Annotated in this window: 19 protein-coding genes and 1 tRNA gene; 14 read left to right on the top strand and 6 right to left on the bottom strand. The window is 63.0% G+C overall.

The window, feature by feature from the left end; translation table 11 throughout:
* Positions 1-12 precede the first annotated feature (12 nt).
* The 11 genes from MOE34_RS09130 to MOE34_RS09080 all read left to right on the top strand — a co-directional run bounded on the left by MOE34_RS09130 (position 13) and on the right by MOE34_RS09080 (position 10,778).
* A complete protein-coding gene (locus tag MOE34_RS09130) occupies positions 13-759 on the top strand; it encodes an isoprenyl transferase (RefSeq protein ID WP_242223046.1) in 747 nt (248 codons plus the stop codon).
* Positions 759-1,592, top strand: coding sequence for a phosphatidate cytidylyltransferase (locus MOE34_RS09125; RefSeq protein WP_242223045.1), 834 nt, complete (start codon positions 759-761; stop codon positions 1,590-1,592). The genes MOE34_RS09130 and MOE34_RS09125 overlap by 1 nt, the downstream gene beginning before the upstream one ends.
* Before the next feature lie 25 nt (positions 1,593-1,617).
* Positions 1,618-2,751, top strand: a complete 1,134-nt coding sequence (gene rseP / locus MOE34_RS09120) for an RIP metalloprotease RseP (protein WP_242223042.1) — start codon at positions 1,618-1,620, stop codon at positions 2,749-2,751.
* Between the two features lie 236 nt (positions 2,752-2,987).
* Positions 2,988-5,336 (top strand): outer membrane protein assembly factor BamA, encoded by a 2,349-nt coding sequence (gene bamA, locus MOE34_RS09115; RefSeq protein ID WP_242223040.1) that lies wholly within the window; start codon positions 2,988-2,990, stop codon positions 5,334-5,336.
* A 48-nt stretch (positions 5,337-5,384) separates the two neighbouring features.
* The gene (lpxD, locus tag MOE34_RS09110) at positions 5,385-6,452 is read left to right on the top strand and encodes a UDP-3-O-(3-hydroxymyristoyl)glucosamine N-acyltransferase (protein WP_242223033.1); all 1,068 of its coding nucleotides are present in this window, start codon (positions 5,385-5,387) and stop codon (positions 6,450-6,452) included.
* The gene (fabZ, locus tag MOE34_RS09105; protein WP_160784265.1) at positions 6,445-6,912 is read left to right on the top strand and encodes a 3-hydroxyacyl-ACP dehydratase FabZ; all 468 of its coding nucleotides are present in this window, start codon (positions 6,445-6,447) and stop codon (positions 6,910-6,912) included. The genes lpxD and fabZ overlap by 8 nt, the downstream gene beginning before the upstream one ends.
* Complete coding sequence (gene lpxA, locus MOE34_RS09100; RefSeq protein WP_242223863.1) at positions 6,909-7,724, top strand: acyl-ACP--UDP-N-acetylglucosamine O-acyltransferase; 816 nt, start codon at positions 6,909-6,911, stop codon at positions 7,722-7,724. Before fabZ ends, lpxA begins: the two co-directional genes overlap by 4 nt.
* Before the next feature lie 5 nt (positions 7,725-7,729).
* Positions 7,730-8,608 carry an LpxI family protein gene (locus MOE34_RS09095; RefSeq protein ID WP_242223031.1) on the top strand — a complete coding sequence of 293 codons (879 nt, stop codon included), beginning with the start codon at positions 7,730-7,732 and terminating at the stop codon, positions 8,606-8,608.
* On the top strand, positions 8,605-9,819 hold the full coding sequence (lpxB, locus tag MOE34_RS09090) for a lipid-A-disaccharide synthase (protein ID WP_242223029.1): 1,215 nt from the start codon (positions 8,605-8,607) through the stop codon (positions 9,817-9,819). The genes MOE34_RS09095 and lpxB overlap by 4 nt, the downstream gene beginning before the upstream one ends.
* A gap of 245 nt (positions 9,820-10,064) precedes the next feature.
* Positions 10,065-10,514, top strand: coding sequence for a universal stress protein (locus MOE34_RS09085; protein WP_242223027.1), 450 nt, complete (start codon positions 10,065-10,067; stop codon positions 10,512-10,514).
* Between the two features lie 174 nt (positions 10,515-10,688).
* Positions 10,689-10,778 (top strand) — tRNA-Ser (locus MOE34_RS09080).
* Here the strand turns inward: MOE34_RS09080 and MOE34_RS09075 are convergent.
* The 5 genes from MOE34_RS09075 to MOE34_RS09055 form a co-directional block, all read right to left on the bottom strand.
* Complete coding sequence (locus tag MOE34_RS09075) at positions 10,746-12,368, bottom strand: recombinase family protein (RefSeq protein WP_242223025.1); 1,623 nt, start codon at positions 12,366-12,368, stop codon at positions 10,746-10,748. The genes MOE34_RS09080 and MOE34_RS09075 overlap by 33 nt on opposite strands.
* A 58-nt stretch (positions 12,369-12,426) precedes the next feature.
* Positions 12,427-12,735 (bottom strand): HigA family addiction module antitoxin, encoded by a 309-nt coding sequence (locus tag MOE34_RS09070; protein ID WP_072461975.1) that lies wholly within the window; start codon positions 12,733-12,735, stop codon positions 12,427-12,429.
* A 13-nt stretch (positions 12,736-12,748) separates the two neighbouring features.
* Positions 12,749-13,045, bottom strand: a complete 297-nt coding sequence (locus tag MOE34_RS09065; protein WP_072461974.1) for a type II toxin-antitoxin system RelE/ParE family toxin — start codon at positions 13,043-13,045, stop codon at positions 12,749-12,751.
* Positions 13,046-13,108: 63 nt separating this feature from the next.
* Positions 13,109-13,366 carry a hypothetical protein gene (locus MOE34_RS09060; protein ID WP_072461973.1) on the bottom strand — a complete coding sequence of 86 codons (258 nt, stop codon included), beginning with the start codon at positions 13,364-13,366 and terminating at the stop codon, positions 13,109-13,111.
* Positions 13,356-13,583 carry a helix-turn-helix transcriptional regulator gene (locus MOE34_RS09055; protein ID WP_072461972.1) on the bottom strand — a complete coding sequence of 76 codons (228 nt, stop codon included), beginning with the start codon at positions 13,581-13,583 and terminating at the stop codon, positions 13,356-13,358. The genes MOE34_RS09060 and MOE34_RS09055 overlap by 11 nt, the downstream gene beginning before the upstream one ends.
* Before the next feature lie 321 nt (positions 13,584-13,904).
* Here MOE34_RS09055 and MOE34_RS09050 point away from each other — a divergent pair, with 321 nt between their 5' ends.
* Entirely contained in the window at positions 13,905-14,774 is an 870-nt protein-coding gene (locus MOE34_RS09050) for an OST-HTH/LOTUS domain-containing protein (RefSeq protein WP_242223024.1), read from the top strand.
* Between the two features lie 80 nt (positions 14,775-14,854).
* On the opposite strand, the gene traA is transcribed toward MOE34_RS09050, so the two are convergent.
* Positions 14,855-17,824, bottom strand: a complete 2,970-nt coding sequence (gene traA / locus MOE34_RS09045; protein ID WP_242223021.1) for a Ti-type conjugative transfer relaxase TraA — start codon at positions 17,822-17,824, stop codon at positions 14,855-14,857.
* Between the two features lie 181 nt (positions 17,825-18,005).
* Between traA and MOE34_RS09040 the strand changes: the two genes are divergently transcribed.
* Both MOE34_RS09040 and MOE34_RS09035 read left to right on the top strand, forming a co-directional pair.
* Positions 18,006-18,332 carry a conjugal transfer protein TraD gene (locus tag MOE34_RS09040; RefSeq protein ID WP_242223020.1) on the top strand — a complete coding sequence of 109 codons (327 nt, stop codon included), beginning with the start codon at positions 18,006-18,008 and terminating at the stop codon, positions 18,330-18,332.
* Between the two features lies 1 nt (position 18,333).
* Positions 18,334-18,600, top strand: coding sequence for a conjugal transfer protein TraD (locus MOE34_RS09035; RefSeq protein WP_242223018.1), 267 nt, complete (start codon positions 18,334-18,336; stop codon positions 18,598-18,600).
* The last annotated feature ends 84 nt before the right edge of the window (positions 18,601-18,684 follow it).

Genomic DNA, 18,684 nt, shown 5'->3' with positions numbered 1-18,684 from the left:
TCCGGATTGCCCATGAACCAGCTTTCGCCCAGCACCGTACCGGCACACGTCGCCATCATCATGGATGGCAACGGACGCTGGGCGAATGCGCGCGGCCTGCCACGCGCCATGGGACATCGCAAGGGCGTGGAAGCCGTTCGCGAGGCCGTCAAGACGGCCAGCGAATGCGGCGTCTCCTATCTCACGCTCTTCGCCTTCTCCTCGGAGAACTGGAGCCGGCCGGAAAGCGAGGTCTCCGACCTCATGGGCCTGCTCAAGACCTTCATCCGGCGCGACCTTGCCGTGCTGCACAAGCAGAATGTGCGCATCCGCATCATCGGCGACCGGCAGAACCTTGCGGGCGATATCCTGCCGCTGCTGCTGGAGGCTGAGGAGACGACCCGCGCCAATACCGGCATCACGCTGGTGATCGCCTTCAATTACGGCGCGCGTGACGAGATGGCGCGCGCCATGCGTAGGCTCGCCGCCGAGGTGGCGGCCGGGCGGCTCGATCCCTCCGCGATCACGCCGGAGCGCATCGGCGCCGGCCTCGATACGGCCGGCATTCCCGATCCCGATCTCGTCATCCGCACCAGCGGGGAGGAGCGGCTTTCGAATTTCCTGCTCTGGCAGGCGGCCTATGCCGAACTGATGTTCATTCCCGAGTTCTGGCCCGATTTTTCGCGCGAGACCTTCATTTCCGCGCTCTCCCGCTATGCCATGCGGGAGCGCCGGTTCGGCGGGCTGCAGCCCGCCGCCACGCTTGCAGTAGGGTCGTGATGCAGAGTGAACTCAAGCTGCGCATTCTTTCCGGCATCGTTCTCGCCGTCGTCGTGCTCGCCGCGACGTGGTTCGGTGGTTTTGCCTTCCGCGTCCTTTCCGCCGCGATCGCGCTGCTCGTCTATTACGAGTGGTCGACCATAACGCGGCTTGCGGAAACCGATTTCCGCGGCAATGCCTTCGGCTGGCTCTCCGTCGTGCTCGTCTCCGGCCTCGTGCTCTTCGGCTTCGACGAATTCGCGCTGCCGCTGCTCATCGGCGCCGTTGCGATCGGCGTCGTCTATGCCCTGATCCTCAAGGGAAGCGGCTGGCTTGCGGGCGGCATCGCCTATTCCGGTCTGACGGTGATTTCGCTTGCCGCGATACGCGGCGACACCGCGCACGGCTTCGCCGCCATGCTCTTTATCTTCGCTGTCGTCTGGGCAACGGACATCCTGGCCTACTTCGTCGGCCGCGCCATCGGCGGGCCGAAGCTGGCGCCGCCGATTTCGCCGGGCAAGACCTGGTCCGGGGCGATCGGCGGGACGATTGCCGCGGTCATCGCCGGCACGCTCGTGCATATGGCGTTCTTCTCGCTGAACGGCTTGTGGGTGCCCGTCATCGCGCTGGTGCTGTCCGTTTTCAGCCAGATCGGCGACCTTTTCGAATCCTTCATCAAGCGCCGTTTCGGCGTGAAGGATTCGAGCCGCCTCATTCCGGGACACGGCGGCGTCATGGACCGCGTCGACGGCCTTGTTTTCGCCTGCTTCGCCGCGTTCCTCATTGCGCTTGGCGATGCCATCGTGTCGGGCACCGCGAACACGCCGGCGAGCGTGTTCCTTTTCGGCCCGTAACCGCGAGAGATTTGGGACTGGGATAATGGATATGCTGGCCGGCTTCGCCGGATTCCTGACGGGATACATCGTTCCCTTCCTGATCGTGCTGACGCTGATCGTCTTCGTGCACGAGATGGGGCATTATCTTGCCGGCCGCTGGTCCGGCATCGGCATCACCGCCTTCTCGGTCGGCTTCGGCCCGGAGCTGATCGGCTTCAACGACCGGCACGGCACGCGCTGGAAGCTCTCGGCGATCCCGCTTGGCGGCTACGTAAAATTCCTCGGCGACGACGACCCGGCCTCCATTCCCGACTATGAGAGTGTCGCCGCGCTGCCGGAGTCCGTGCGCAAGCGCACCTTCCTGGGCGCCGCCCTGTGGAAGCGGGCCGTTACGGTCGCCGCCGGTCCCATCGCCAATTTCGTGCTGGCCATCGCCATCTTCGCCGTGATGTTCTCCATCTACGGCCGGCAGGTCGCCGATCCCATCGTTGCGGAAGTGCGCCCCGACAGCGCCGCCGCCATGGCAGGCGTCAAGCCGGGTGACCTTCTGGTCGCGCTTGACGGCAGTCCGGTCGTCACCTTCGACGATGTGCGCCGCTATGTCAGCGTGCGCCCGGAGATGAAGATCATCGTGACCGTGCGCCGTGACGGCGCCGATCTCGACCTTCCCATGGTGCCGCAGCGCACCGAGATCACCGACCAGTTCGGCAACAAGGTCGAACTGGGCCTGATCGGTATCGTCACCAACCAGGAGACCGGCAATTTCCGGGTCGTCGAATACGGCCCCGTCGAGGCCGTGTGGCAGGGCGTGGTGCAGAGCTGGCATATCGTGACCGGCACGTTCGACTATCTGTCCAACCTCGTGACGGGCCGGATGAAGGCCGATCAGCTCGGCGGGCCGATCCGCGTGGCGCAGGCTTCCGGCCAGATGGCGACGCTGGGTGTTGCCGCATTGCTGCAACTTGCCGCGGTCCTGTCTGTTTCCATTGGACTTTTGAACCTGATGCCGGTTCCGGTACTTGATGGCGGGCACTTGATGTTCTATGCGGTGGAAGCTGTCCGAGGCAGGCCTGTCGGCCCCGGGGCGCAGGAGATCGCATTCCGCATCGGCATGGCGCTGGTGCTCATGCTGATGGTCTTTGCGACCTGGAACGACATATCCATGCTTCTCGGCTGAAATGGGCCGGCAAGCCGGCAGGAATTGGAAAAGGGGAGCCGCAGTCACGAGCCAGTTGCGCTAACGCTTTGTTTACCGTGATGAAAAACAGGTAGTGGCCTAAGGGCCACGGTTTGAATTGAAGTAAACAGAAATTAACGCATGACCTTGCTTGTATGGCAAAAGCGGTTAAAACGGCAATCGTGTCCGGAATCGGGCATGCCTGCCGGGCGATAAAACGAAGGTAAGTTGTGAAGATGAAAGCTGGTTCAAACTTCTTGAACGCCGTGTCTGCCGTTGCATTGTCGGCGAGTATGGTTGTCACGGGCGGCTCTTTTGCCACGCTTGTCTCCGCCACCCGCGCCGAGGCTGCGGTCGTCAACCGCATCCAGGTGAGCGGCGCCGATCGCGTCAGCGCCGAGACGGTGAAGGCGAATATCTCCATCCAGCCCGGCAAGACCTTCTCGAATGCCGATATCGACGAGTCGGTGCGCCGCCTCTACGCGACGGGCTATTTCTCCGACGTGAAGGTTTCGGTCTCCGGCGGCACGCTCGTCGTCGTCGTCAACGAGAACCAGCTCATCAATGCCGTCGTCATCAACGGCAACCGCAAGATCAAGGACGACAAGCTCGAGGCGGTTATCCGCTCGCGTGCCCAGGGTCCGTTCAGCGAGACGACCATCGAGGCCGACAAGCAGGCGATCCGCGATGCCTATGCCGCGATCGGCCGCAGCGACGCCACCGTCACCACCCAGACCTATCCGCTCGGCAACGGCCGCGTGAACCTCGCCTTCGTCGTGGACGAGGGTGACCGCACGAAGATCTCGCAGATCAACTTCGTCGGTAACGAGGCATTCAGCAACAGCCGTCTGCGCTCCGTCATCCTGACCAAGAAGTCGAACTTCCTCTCGTTCCTGACCCGCAAGGACGTCTACAGCGAGGACAAGCTGCGCGCCGACGAAGAGGCGCTGCGCCAGTTCTACTTCAACAACGGGTTTGCCGACTTCCGCATCATCTCCGCGGAAGCCGTCCTCGACGAAGCATCGAACGAATATGTCGTGACCTTCACGGTCGAAGAAGGCCAGCGCTACAACTTCGGTGACGTGAATGTCGAATCGACGGTTGAGGGCCTCGACTCCGAGGAACTGAAGGGCCTCATCGAATCGCGTCCGGGCAAGGTTTACCGGGCGAAGGACGTTCAGGAAACGATGTCCGAGATTTCCCAGCGCGTCGCGGCAAAGGGCTATCCCTTCGCCCGCGTAACGCCGCGCGGCAACCGCGACCTCGGCAACGGCACCATCGCCGTGGATTACCTGGTAGACCAGGGCGAGCGCGCCTATGTCGAACGCATCGAGATTCGCGGCAACACCCGCACGCGCGACTTCGTCATCCGCCGTGAGTTCGATATCGGTGAAGGCGACGCCTTCAACCAGGAAGTCATCACGCGCGCCAAGCGCCGCCTCGAAGCCCTCGGCTTCTTCTCGTCGGTCAACATCACGACCGCGCCGGGCAGCCAGTCCGACCGCGTCGTCCTTGTCGTCGACGTTCAGGACCAGTCGACCGGTTCGTTCGGCATCGGTGCCGGCTACGAGACCGGCAGCAATGGCGGCGTCAAGCTGGAAGCCTCCATCGAGGAAAAGAACTTCCTCGGTCGCGGCCAGTACATCCGCATCGCCGCAGGCGGCGGCAAGAACTCGCGCGACTACAGCCTGTCCTTTACGGAGCCGTATTTCCTCGGCTACCGCCTTGCGGCCGGCTTCGATCTCTTCAAGAACGAAGATACGAGCGAGGACTACTACAACGTCGATACGCAGGGCTTCAGCCTGCGGGTGACGGCGCCGATCACGGAAGATCTGTCGACCACGCTCCGCTACAACTATACGGAGCTGGACTACAGCGCGCCGACCACCAATGAACCCTACATCTCCACGCCGTACTGGACGGTCGTCGGGCAAAGCCCGCTGGTCCGCTCGTCCATCTCGCATACCGTGACGTTCGACACGATCGACGACAAGACGCTGCCGCGCGACGGTATCTTCGCGCAGGTCACGCAGGAATTCGCAGGTCTTGGCGGTGATTCCGACTTCTACAAGGTTTCGGGCAAGGCGCGTTACTTCCATATGCTGCTCGAAGATGCCGACGTGATCGGCTCCATCTCTGTTGCCGGCGGCCACATCTGGGGTACGGGCGACGAGACCAAGGTCTACGACCAGTTCAAGCTCTCTGCTGCTGACGTTCGCGGCTTCGAATCCGGCGGCATCGGACCGCGGGCGAAGAAGGGCACGATGGCGGATTACGACTCCATCGGCGGTACGACCTACTTCACCGTATCTGCCGAAGCGTCCTTCCCGCTGCCGCTCGTTCCGCGTGACTCGGGCTTCCGTGGTGCGGTCTTCGCCGATGCGGGCACGCTTTACGGTAATGACGCGTTTACCGGCAGCGACTCGGTAGTCGGCACCAGCTCGAGCCTGCGTGCTTCGGTCGGCGCATCCATCATCTGGGCTTCGCCGTTCGGTCCGCTGCGCTTCGACTATGCCATTCCGCTCAAGAAGGAAGACTTCGACGAAGTCCAGCGCTTCAAGTTCGGCATCGCGACCCAGTTCTGAGTCTGTTGATCCAGAACTACAGGAACACGAGCGTTCTGGAGCACGCCGATGGAGCATAACCGGTTCTTTCCGCCCCATGCCGGGGTTCGCCTGGGTGACCTGGCAGCAAGGCTTGGGGCGGAACTCGTAGACGCTGCACATGCCGATCGTATCGTGCGCAGCGTTTCGCCCGTCGCCCGGGCGAAAGATGGCGATCTCTGCTATATTCTCTCTCGCAAGATGCGCGCCGAGCTGGAAACCAGCGAGGCGACAGCCATCCTGTGCGACCGCGCGCTGGCATCGCTGGTGCCGGCGTCCATCGCCGTACTGATTTCCCCGCGCGCCCATACTGCTTTCGCGCTTGCAGGCGAGTTGCTGCATCCGTCCGCCATGCGGCCGGAAGCGATGACCTCGACCTCTGGCGGGATTGCTCCCGGCGCCTACATCGACCCGACGGCCCGGCTTGAGCCGGATGTGACGGTCGAGCCTATGGCAGTGATCGGCAAGGATGTGGAGATCGGTGAGGGCAGCCATATCGGCCCCGGCGCGGTTATCGGCGCGGGCGTGCGTATCGGCCGCAACTGTACGATTGCCGCCGGCGCCACCGTGCAATGCGCGCTTATCGGCAACAATGTCATCATCCATCCGGGTACCCGTATCGGCCAGGACGGATTCGGTTATGCGCCGGGCCTGAAGCCGGGCATGATCAAGATCGTTCAGATCGGCCGCGTCATCATCCAGGACCATGTCGAGATCGGCGCGAACACGACCATCGACCGCGGCACCATGGATGACACGGTGATCGGCGAGGGCACCAAGATCGATAACCTCGTGCAGATTGGCCACAATGTTCGCATCGGCCGGCATTGCGGCATCGTCAGCAAGGTCGGCATCGCCGGCAGCACGCGTATCGGCGACGGCGTGATGATCGGCGGCGCTTCCGCCATCAACGGTCATATCAGCATCGGCGACGGCGTGATGATCGCCGCGATGAGCGGCGTCGTGGGCGATATTCCCCCCGGGGAGAAATATGGCGGTATCCCCGCACGTCCCATGCGTGATTTCCTGCGTGACGTGGCGGAGATCGCCATGCGCGCCAGTGCTCGTGAGAAGAAAAAGGGTGGCAAGGATGAGTGAAGAGACCAAAGCAACGCTTGGCACTGCCGATCTGCGTGAAATCCTGACGCTTCTTCCCCATCGCTATCCGTTCTTGCTGGTCGACAAGATCATCGAGATCGATAGCGACAACTCCGCGATCGGCATCAAGAACGTGACGGTCAACGAGCCGCATTTCACGGGGCATTTCCCCGACAACCCGATCATGCCGGGCGTCCTGCTCATCGAGGGCATGGCGCAGACGGCCGGCGCGATCTGCGCGCGCAAGTCGGGCGTCGGCTCGAACCTCGTCTATTTCATGACGATCGACAATGCCCGCTTCCGCAAGCCGGTCGTGCCTGGCGACCGCGTGGAGTTCCACGTCACGAAGCAGAAGCAGCGCGGCAATATCTGGAAGTTTCATTGCGATGCAAAAGTTGATGGGCAACTTGTCGCCGAAGCTGATATCGGCGCGATGATCGTCAACAAGGAAGATGCCTGACAATGATTGCCGCCAGTGCGAAGATCCATCCGCTCGCCGTCGTCGAGGACGGGGCGGTCATCGGCGAGAACGTCGTTATCGGCCCGTTTTGTCATGTCGGGCCGAAGGTCGTTCTGCATGAGGAAGTGGAGCTTCTGCCGCATGCGGTCGTGACGGGGCGCACGGTCATCGGCCGCGGCTGCCGCATCTTCCCCAATGCCGTTATCGGCGGCGATCCCCAGAGCCTGCACCACGACGGCGTAGAGACGACCCTGACGGTCGGCGAGATGTGCACGTTCCGCGAAGGCGTGACGGTCAATACCGGCACGACGGGCGGCGGCGGCAAGACCGTCATCGGCAACAACAACCTCTTCCTCGCCAATTCGCACGTCGCGCATGACTGCATTCTGGGCGACCATATCGTGATGTCGAACAGCGTGATGCTTGCCGGCCACGTGATCGTCGAGGACCGCGTCATCATCGGTGGCGGCTCGGCCGTGCATCAGTTCACGCGTATCGGCCGGCAGGCCTTCGTCGGCGGCCTTTCGGGTGCGGCCTATGACGTCATTCCCTACGGCATGCTGAACGGCATTCCCGGCGCCCTCGGCGGCCTCAATGTGGTCGGCATGAGCCGTGCGGGCATGGACAAGGCGACGATCCATCGGGTTCGCCGCGCCTACAAGCAGATTTTCGAGAGCGAGGGTTCGATCCGCGGCAATGCGGCGGCGATCCGCGACGAATATGCCGATTGCGTTCCGGTCATCGAGATTCTCGATTTCATCGCCGCCGACAGCGACCGCGCGCTCTCCTCTCCCAACCGGGGCAAGGGCTGACGGGCATGGCGGAGAGCCGGCCCGAGGTGCGTGACCGGCTGGCCATCATCGCCGGCGGCGGCATGCTGCCGCGCTATGTTGCCGATGCCGCCCGCGCGCGGGGCGAAAATCCCTATATCCTCTCGCTGCGCGACGAATCCGGCGAGGACTGGTCGGGATACGACCACGAAACAGCCTCCATCGGCAATTATTCCGTCATCGCCGAGACCTTCCGCAGGCATGGCGTCGGCCGCGTCGTGCTGTCCGGCTGGGTGCGCCGCCGGCCGGAATGGCGTGATATCCATGCGCCGTTGAGAACGCTCCGAATCATTCCCTCGGTCGTGCGGACGCTGCTGACGGGCGGCGACGACGCCGTGCTGAAAATGGTTATCCGGCTGATCGAGGCGGAGGGAATGCGGGTCGTCGGCGTTCATGAGATCGTGCCAGACCTGCTTGGCAGCAAGGGCCCGCTCGGCAGGATAGCGCCCGATGCTGCCGCCGAGGCCGATATAGCAGCGGCCGCTGCCGCGGCGCTCGCACTCGGCCGACTGGACGTGGGGCAGGGCGCCGTCGCCGTCGGCGGCCGCGTGGTGGCGCTGGAAGGCGCGGAAGGTACGGACGGCATGCTGGAGCGCGTGGCGGCGCTGAGAGCCGCCGGCCGTATTTCGCAGCGCCGCAAGGGCGTTCTGGTGAAACTCTGCAAGCCGGGGCAGGATCTGCGTGCGGACCTGCCGTCCATCGGGCTTCAAACCCTGCAGCGGGCGAAGGCTGCCGGGCTTTCCGGCATCGCGGTCGAGTCAGGCCGCTCGCTGGTTCTCGAGCGCGCGGCGCTGGTCCAGGAGGCGGACGCGCAAGGCCTTTTCGTGACGGGGATCCTGCCGGACAGAACGGAGGCGGCGCGATGACGCAAGAAACGCTCAAGATCGGTGTTATTGCCGGTGAGGTTTCCGGCGACCTGCTCGGGGGCGATCTGATCGCGGCGCTGCGGGTGGCTTATCCGGGGAATATCGAGCTTGTCGGCGTTGGCGGCGAGGCGCTGGAACGGCAGGGGCTGAAATCCCTGTTCGATTTCTCCGAGCTTTCCATCATGGGGCTTTCGCAGGTGCTGAAGCGCCTGCCTTTGCTGCTGCGCCGTATCCGCCAGACGGCGGAGGCGATGATCGCTGCGCGGCCGGATGTGCTTCTCATCATCGACAGCCCCGACTTCACCCATCGGGTGGCCAGGCGCGTGCGCAAGGCTCTGCCGGACCTGCCGGTGGTCAATTATGTCTGCCCCAGCGTCTGGGCCTGGAAAGAGGAGCGCGCGCCGCGTATGCGCGCCTATGTCGACCGGGTCCTTGCCCTCCTGCCGTTCGAGCCGGCGGCCATGGAGCGGCTCGACGGTCCGCAGACCACCTATGTCGGCCATCGCCTGATCGGCGATCCGGATATCCGGCGTATCCGCGCGGCGCGGCTCGTCCGCCCGGATCGGGCACCCGATGATCGTCTCTGCCTGCTGCTGCCCGGCTCGCGCAGCACGGAGATCAGCCGGCTGCTGCCGGTCTTCGCGCAAATGGCGCAGGATCTTGCCGCGCGCAATCCCGGCATTCGCTTCCTGCTGCCCACCGTGCCGCGGCAGGAAGCGCTGGTGCGGCGGCTGACCGCGGACTGGCCGGTCAAGCCGCAGGTCACCACAACGGCCGAGGGAAAATGGCAGGCCTTCGCCGAGGCCGACGCGGCGATTGCCGCCTCCGGCACGATCATCCTCGAGCTGGCGCTTGCCCGCGTGCCGGTGGTTTCCACCTACCGGTTCGACTGGCTGGCCAACACCTTCCTGCTGAAGAAGGTGAAGGTATGGTCGGCAGCCATCCCCAACATCATCGCGGACTATATCGTGGTGCCGGAATTCCTCAACGAGCAGGTGCGACCCGGGACGCTGGTCCGCTGCTTCGAGCGGCTTGCCGTCGATACGGCCGAACGCCGCGCCATGCTGGAGGGCTACGACCTCGTGCATGAACGCATGCAGACCCCGCGCCCCCCGGGCGAGGCCGGTGCGGCGGTGATCCTCGATCTGCTGGCAACAAAAAAGGCCGGGGCGAAAACGCACCGACCTTCCTCATCATCACCTTCTCACTAGTGCCAGTACATCCGTGGTCAAGAGCATCCAGTGATGGTCGGCGATTGCGAGCGGCAGAAACTTTCCAGCGCTCATCAGCAATGCCGATGACGGTGATATAGGGGGCCATTGTGTCCCAAACAAGGGCACTGGTGCACAAGAAGCAATTTCGGCGACAATTGCCCGTTTGACCTGTGACAACGCGTGTTTCGCCGGCCTTGGATAGAGATGATGGCTTATGAAACGGCAGAAGCAAAGGGACCGCCATGTATGATCACATTCTCGTTTCCAGCGACGGATCGGAATTCGCCCGGGCAGGCGTGGAGCATGGCCTGGAGCTCGCGTGTAAACATGGAAGCAAGGTCACGGCGGTGACGGTCACCGAGGCGCTCGGCGGACAGTTCGCCTATGCCTTCGATCTCTGGTCGCCCGGCGAGGCCGAGGTCGAGGCCTTCGACAAGGCGCAGGGGCTAATCGCAGAGAAAATCCTGGAGCCGATCAGGGCAAGGGCGGAGGAACTCGGCGTTCCGATCGAAACGATTCACGTTCCGCGCAAGCTGGTCGCCGGCGCGATCCTGAAGGTCGCCGAGGAGAAGGGCTGCACCCTGATCGTCATGGCATCCCATGGGCGGACCGGAATGTCCCGCGTGATGCTGGGCAGCCAGACCGCCGAGGTTGCGGAGAACGCCAAGGTTCCCGTTCTCATCGTTCGATAGGAAGGCTCCGCAGCCCGCTGCAATCGGCGGGCTGTTGCGTGGTGCGGAGCACGTTGACGTGGCAATCAAAGCTGTTAAAAAGCCAGCCGTCGAGTGATTGGGTAGCAAAGCGGTAGCAAACTCCGTTTTCCAGAAATCAACTGAAAGTGGATTTCTCTACCAAATCAATCGGATGGAAGAGTGGCCGAGCGGTTTAAGGCACCGGTCTTGAAAACCGGCGTAGGCGAGAGTCTACCGTGGGTTCGAATCCCACCTCTTCCGCCACTTCAGTCCCTGAGTGGGCACTGAGTTTACGCCGCTTCCCGCCACAAGCGTGTGTAGCAGCCGGGACTTCGATCCCATGATGCGAACCTCGCCCTCGGCGACCTCGACACGCTGGGCGAGCGCGCGCAGGTGGTCGCGGCGATAGCCGCCGCCTTCCAGCCGGATACGCTCGCGGGCGGTTGCGGCGAACTTGCGCAGCATCTGCGGCGTTACCGCCTTCTGTCCTGTGTTCTGGAGCATGGCCTGCGCCCGGTCGGCGTCGGCCTTGGCCTGATCGCGGATGGCCTTGAGGCCGTCGATGCGGTCTTTCAGCGCCGGGTCGTCCAGATCGGCAATGCCCGCCTCGATAGCGTCATAGAGCCGCTTGAGGCGCAGTTCCGATTCTGTGGCGCGCTTGTTCAACTCGGCGATATGTTCGCGGCGGCGCTCAGCGTGTTCCTCCCTGCGGTCGAGCGCGGCGGCAAGGACGGTTTCCAGCCGCTCGGGCTGGAGTAGTTGCTGCTCAAGGTGGTCGGCAACCAGATCGTCCAGCTTCTCCATCGGCACGGCCATGCCCTCGCAGGCGGTCGGTCCCTGCCGTGCCTTCATGGAGCAGGAATAGTAGCGGTAGCGCCCGCCCTTGCCGGTGCGGATGGTCATGGCTCCACCGCACTTGGCGCAATGGATCAGGCCGGTCAGCATGGTTGGGCCGCTGATGACGCGGGCGGGCATGACCTTGGGATTACGAGCCTTGAGCAGCTTCTGAACCGCGTCGAAGGTTTCGCTGTCGATGATCGGCGGGACCGGAACCGTCACGATCTCACTGACCGGCTTCAATTCCTTGGTCTTGCTGCGCTTGTTGAACTCATGCTCGCCCATATAGGTGCGGCGGGTCAGGATACGGTGAACCTGCCCGATGCCCCAGCGCCCGCCGTCTCGGGTGAAGATGCGGCGGCTGTTGAGATAGGAGACGATATTCTTGACGCCCATCTGGCCGGTGGTGCCGTCGCCTTCCAAGGCGAGACGATAGATCAGCCGCACCGTGTCGGCGTGGAGCGGGTCGATCTCCAGCTTTTTCTTGGTCTTCGCGCCGCGCTGCTCGGCGGCGACGGTGCGATAGCCGATAGGAGGAAGCGAGCCGTTCCAGAAGCCTTGCCGCGCGTTCTCCTTCAAGGCCCGCATGACGTGCTTGGCGTTTTCCTTTGACTGATATTCATCGAACAGCGCCATGATCTGCCGCATCATGACGTGCATGGGGTCATCCCCCATTTCCTGTGTGATCGAAACCAGCTTCACACCATTCTTCGCCAGCTTACGGACGTAGAACTCAAGCTCGAAGTGATCGCGGAAGAAGCGGCTGAACGAATGGACCACGACCACATCGAAGGGCGCGGGCTTGCTGGTCCCGGCCTCGATCATGCGCTGGAACTCGGGGCGGCGGTCGTTGGTGGCCGATGCGCCGGGTTCGATGAAGGTTTCGACCAGTTGCAGGTTGCGGGACTCGCAATAGGCTTCGCCCTGCCGCTTCTGATCGGGAATGGAAACGTCATGCTCGGCCTGCCGCGCCGTCGAGACGCGCAGGTAAAGGGCAGCGCGCAGCGGCACGGTCATGGCAATGTCTCCTTCTCAAACCTTGACTCGGCCCAAACTGGTGGACCGCTGGCCGCGCTCAGGCGGCGTTCTGTAACGGGCGCGCGCGCTCAACCCGCTCGCGCTCCTTGGGCGTGTTCATCACCTCCCAAAGATCGCTGCGCCGCTGCACGTTGAGCCAGAAGTCCGGGCTGGTGCCGAACACGCGGGCGAGGATCAGCGCCGTCGCCGCCGTCACGTTCCTGCGGTTGCCGCATAGTTCGTTGACGTGCTTGCGCTGGACGCCCATCGCCTCGGCGAGCGCGCCCTGTGTCAGCCCCATCGGCTGCATGAATTCTTCGGTCAGTATCTCGCCGACAGTCGCCGGCTTGCGCTTGGTGGTCAGCATGGTTGCCTCGCTTTCATCGGTAGCTGTGATCGTCCAGATAAATCCCGTCCGCCTCGCCGCGTTCACCATCCCAGCGGAAGATCAACCGCCATTGCTGGTTGACGCGGATCGAATGGAAACCTGCGAGATTGCCGCGCAGCTTCTCGAAGTGATTGCTAGGCGGCACGCGCAAGTCCTGATCGGTCACGGCGTCGTCAATCATCTGGAGCTTGCGGAACAAGCGGGCTTCAAGATCGGATGGGATGTTGCGGGAACGAACATCATCCACAAAGAAAGCCCGAAGCCAGCCGTCCCGAAAGCCTACGATCACAAGTTTACTCCGATATTGGGCATATGTACCACCCTATAACCCATATTGCAATGGGGAAATGGCTCAGGAGCCGGAGCCAAACAATTCATCGAACAGGTCGCCGAACCATCGCTCGAACACCTCGATTTCAGCTTCCGTGACCGGAACGGGATCGGGCCAGTCGTCGGTGACGGTCCATGTGCTGAGGTCGTGCTTGGGCGGCCTGCCAGGGAATGGCCACGGATAACCCAGCAATTCCTCAAGCTGCTCCGACGCCGTGGGCGGTCGTTTGGCGTGCCGGGTTGTCTCCGGCTTGTCGTCGTCCCTGCGGTCAATAGTCATCGAGGAAGTCGAACTCGTTACGCGAGCGTTGCCGCCACCCGGCGGGATCGGCAATCCAGCGGTTGATGTCGGATTCTCGCCATCCAGCGCCGTTGGTGCTGATCTTCAGTTGGGCCGGGAACGTGCCTTCGGCGATCTTGCGATAGATGGTGGACCGCGACAGACCCGTGCGAGCGCGGACGGTGTTAAAGCGGATGATACGGTCTGGTTGACGCATGATTGCGCTGCCTCCTGCTGGCTGTTTTTGACGATTGCAGAGACCAGACAGAGCAACGAATTGTCATTGCGCAACAGATATTTACCGTTCGTAGTGCTGTAGCGTAGAAACGGCGGTAAAAAGGAAAACCATACAGGCTGAAACCTCGGCCTCTGCCCAGGTCAATGCCGCGTGTGACGGAGAGTCTGCGGCCAAGACTACGGCCTGATTCGAGACTGATGCCGAGTTCGCACCTACGCGGTCTTTGCAGCTTTGCGCCCAGCAGATACTGGCGCTGTATATGGATGAGTGAGGCGCGTAAAGCAGAGGGCGAGCGGCGCGATGACAACATTATCGGACGATGCGCTGCAAACGATTCAGCGTGAAGTACAGAGATTGCTGGGTCGATGCTTGCTGCGACTGCAACAGTACGAACGCCTTATCAAGGCAATCGTGGCACATCACGAAATCTCGGGACCGCCTCACGCGCTGGAGGCGATTCGAGCGGCGCGCGTAACGGAGACCGCGCGCAAAACACTCGGCACACTGATCGGCGATCTCCTCGGATCGTATGTTGTCGTCAACGGCGATCAGACCGCACCCAAGGACACGATCGATTCATCTGAGGATACGGCTTCGTTCAGTTTTCGGATGCAGTTGGGCCTATCCGACATAGATTTCGCCCGGACAGAAACTGAACTTAGAGAATTGGTGCTGCTGCGGAACAGCTTGGTTCACCACTTCATCGAAGAGCACGACCTCTGGAGCTTGGAGGGATGCCGTGGCGCTCACGGGGCGTTGCTCGCTGCCTACAGCCGCATCGACCAACACTTTGAACAGCTTCGCGGGTGGGCAGAACATATGGAACAAAGTCGGCGTCTGGCCGATGCCTTTGTCCGTTCGACTGAGTTTCGGGATTTGGTCATCAATGGCATTGCTCCGGACGGGAAGGTGGATTGGTTTGCCGCAGGCATCGTGCGCGCCTTGCGTGAAGCTGCTAAGGAATTGGCTGTCGATGGGTGGGCATCTATCACGGAGGCTGGCAAGTGGATTGCCGAGCGGTTCCCAGAACAGCTACCTGCAAAATATGGATGCGGCAGTTGGCGTCAGGTCGTGCATGAATCGCGTGCCTTCGAGATTCGTTACCTTGATATGAATGGTAAGCGCGCTGCGCGGTATCGGGAAAAAGAGAAGCCTGCGACCTCGCGCTGAAATACGTTGGCGCTGCGCGCGAAGGGGACAAGACTGGCAATCGCGCCCTCAGTGTCGAGTGGCACTATTCTTGGCGCACTCTACAATCCGATGCCCCGCCCCCTGCCGAGACCGTGACTGAGGGCGAGTTGTCGGCTGAGCCTCATCCCTGAGTCGAAATCCATGCTGATGCCGAGTTGCTTCTTTCGGCCTTCGAGTAGGGATTCCATCTGCGGATCGCGTTCGAGGCTCATCGCCATGTTGCCCATCTCCGCGCGCGCCGACCTGTAGCCGGAATAGTCGCCCGCCGCATATCGGCGCTCGCCGGACTGTTTGAGTTCCTGAAAGCGTTCCACGAAACGATCCGCACGGCGTTCTGGGCTGGTCCGAATCTCGGTTTCGAGTTGCAGGGCGCGGATGGCGCGATTGACCTTGCCCGATCCCGCCTCATGGGCAAGGCTCTCATCCTTGGCATAGGCCGCTTCCGCGTCCTGCCAGCCATAGGGGCGCACCGCATCGAATGTCCTGCGGGAATCGACCAGTTCTTCCCATTTTGCGGGGCTTGCCTTGCTCCCGGCATCCTCGGCGTTGAAGACCTGGCCAACGGCATGGGCATGGCGAATGAGCGCCATCCTGCGGGCGTGGCGCAAGGCATCCTCCGAATCTATTCCGGCGTCCCGCGCCACCGCCTCGATCTCCTGCTTTATCCCCCTGCCGGTCGTCTCTCTTTCCGGCCCTTCTGCGCCGTCGCGGAGTTCGCGCACGCCGAAGATGATGTCGCCGATCCGGTCGATGGCGGCGCTCGGCGCGCGCGCCTGTTCAACCGAGACATCGCGCTCAGGCAATGTAATGCCGCGCCGTTCGGCGTAGCTCTGCGCGGGCTGATAGTCAGTCGCCATGTCCTTGGCGCGGTCGCGCGACAGGGTGTTGATGAGCTTGTCCTGGCTGGCAAAGTCGTCGCGGCCATAATGCAGGTCCATGCCGTCACGATGCCGCGACAGGGCGACATAGCTGCCGTGGGCATCCATGCCGGGTGTCGCCAGCACATGCGTCCGGTCCACCGTCATGCCCTGTGCCTTGTGGATGGTCGCCGCATAGCCGTGGTCGATGCGGTCATAGTCTTTCAGGTCGAACGCGATAGACCGGCCATCATCTGTCTGCACATTCATGGACTGCGCGCTGACCTGCTCGACGGTGCCGAGCGTGCCGTTCTTTACGCCAAGGCCGCGCTCGTTTTGTAGGAACATGACGCGATCCCCGGCGGCGAAGTTTCGTTCCCCGCGCTCGACCGTGACGCGCACGTCCTCGCCAAGATCGCCAGCTTCTCGCATCCGGTCGCGGGCGGCTTCGTTGAGTTCCCGCACCTCGGCATTGGTGTGGGTGAGGATGATGCGGCTGCTGTCGGGGGATGCCTGCCGATCGCGGTCCCAGCGGTCTATCAGATCGTCCCGCGCCTGCTCGCGGGTCAGCGCCTCATGCACCATGTCGTAACGGTCATAGGCGCTGATCGCATCGCCGGTCCTGCCGGTCGCCAGATCGCGGGTGGCGTCCCGCAGCCAGTCTTCGCGCTGGCGGCGCACTTCGTGGATTTCCACGCCGCCGTGACGGTCATGGATCGAACGGAACGCTGCGCCCGCCTCGATGGATTGCAACTGCTGCGGATCGCCGACCAGCACAACCTTTGCGCCAGCTTCCGCCGCGTGGGACAGGACGCGCTCCAACTGCCGCGTGCCGACCATGCCCGCCTCGTCTATGACAAGTACATCGCGGGAAGTCAGCATATCACGGCCGTTCTCCCAGCCATGTTCCATACTGGCTATGGTTCGGGATGCGATGCCCGATCCGCCTTCCAGATTTTCCGCCGCGATGCCGGACAGGGCAACGCCGCGAACCTCATAGCCCGCTGCCTCCCATGCCTCTCGCGCAACGCCGAGCATGGCGCTCTTTCCCGTTCCGGCATAGCCGACGACAATGCCAAGGTCGCGACCGTCCGTGACGTGCGCCAGCGCGTCGGCCTGTTCGCAGGACAGGACAAGGCCGCGCTGTTCCGCTCGTGCAAGTGCTGCCTCTCTATCCCTGTCGCTGACCTCGTGCAATTCCTTCTCGGCCATCAATTCCGCCGCGCGGTGCAACCGCTGTTCGGCCTCGATCATGTCGCGGGTCGTGAAGCGATCTTCGCCGCGTCCGTCCTGCCCGAGTTCGACCAGATCGGGCGAACCGCGCATCGCGCCCATGACCTCGTTGAACTGGTCGATCCCGTCGCTGTGCCGATGCGCGAACATCGCCATATCCCGGCGCGTGAAGGTCGATTGCTGGTGCGTGATCGCGTCCAGCGCGATGGAAGGATCGGCGATGATCCTGTCGCCATTGTTCCGCGCAATCTCGCAGTGCATGTCGGCGCGATCTGCCGCCTCGATCCCTTTGCCCTCGATGCGCTGCGCCGGTGCTCCGATCTGGCTTTGCGGCTCAAGCCCGATGCCCTGCGCCTCAAGGCTGCGATGGTCGATGCGGGCGTCTATGTCGAGTTCGGAAAGCCGCTCGTTGACATGCTCGGCCCAACGCTCGCGCCAGCGTTCGACCATCTCTGTCCGATTCCAGTCGCGGACCTTCTGCCCGAAACCGTTCTCGTCCACGCTGCGCATGGTGAGCATGACATGGGCATGAGGCTTCGGCATCCCGTCCTCGCCGATGTCCCAATGCACATTCAGATCGGCGATCATGCCCTGATCGACAAATTCGGCCTGCGCGAAGTCGCGGGCAAGCTCGATGCCCTGCGCCTGCGTCATCTCGCGCGGAATGGCGAACTCCACCTCGCGGGCAAGCTGCGCGTCCTTGCGCACCTCGAACGCCTCGACATCGTTCCAGAGCCGTTCGCGGTCGGACCATTGCTCCGGCGCGTTCTCCGGCAACAGCACTTCGGAATGGACAACGCCGCGCTTGTTGGAGAAGTCCTGCACACGGTTGATGCGCTCGTCGCGCATCCGCGAGGCCGAGCGATAGGCGGCGGATGCCACCGCGCTCGACCCAGCCTTGCGGCCAATGACCTTGACGTGAAGATGATAGATCGCCATCGCGATCAAGAATTGGCACGGCCAAGCGCACGTCGGAACGACGTATAAGCGCGCCCTCCCTCGAAAAAATCTCGGGCGGGACCGGGCCGTGCCAGACCGTCCCGGCAACAATACTGCGTTCTGTCGTCCGCGCAACTATCCTTACCGCATCAACCACTTGCGACCGGGAAAGGATACGATCATGCGCAAACTACGGGACTATGACGCGGAGCTGAAGGCGCTGGAAGACAAGGCGCGGGAACTGAAAGCCCGCAAGGTGGAGCAGCTTGGCGAATTGGTGATCGCCACCGGAGCGGACAGCCTCACCGCCGACGAACTGGCCGGGGCGTTGGTCGCGCTGGTGGAAACCACCGATACCGGAAAGCGGGAGACATGGGCCAAGCGTGGCGCGGCGTTCTTTCGCAGCAAATCGCGGCGAACTGCATCAGCGCCTGACCGCGACACTGGCGGCGCTCAAGCGCAATCGGGCGGCGCGCAACCGGCATCAGGCGCAACGGGCGCGGCATGACATGCGAAGCTGGCAGATCGAGCGCCGGAAGCGCACGCGGCACCTGATCGAACTCGGCGGCCTCGTCGTTAAAGCGGGTATCGTGGACCTGACCAGCGACGACCGCGCCATGATCTACGGCGCGATGATCTGGATGGCGAAAAAGCTCAACAGCGAGGACGGCGAACGTGCGCGCGGTACATGGACGAAACTCGGAAAGATGGCCTTCGAGATGGAGCGTCCGGCAAACCCGAACGACAGAGTGCAGCCGCAGCCGGATCGGGCGTGACCGATGGCGGGCGGCGCGGAGACCCCACATATCGCAGCGCCGCCCGCCATCGCGCGGCAACGCCGCGCAAATCCTCTATCGGTA

This window comes from Shinella zoogloeoides (assembly GCF_022682305.1).
GTDB classification, from domain to species: domain Bacteria; phylum Pseudomonadota; class Alphaproteobacteria; order Rhizobiales; family Rhizobiaceae; genus Shinella; species Shinella zoogloeoides_B.
Note: the sequence above shows the minus strand (reverse complement) of the source record. Positions and strands in the feature narration are given on the sequence as shown.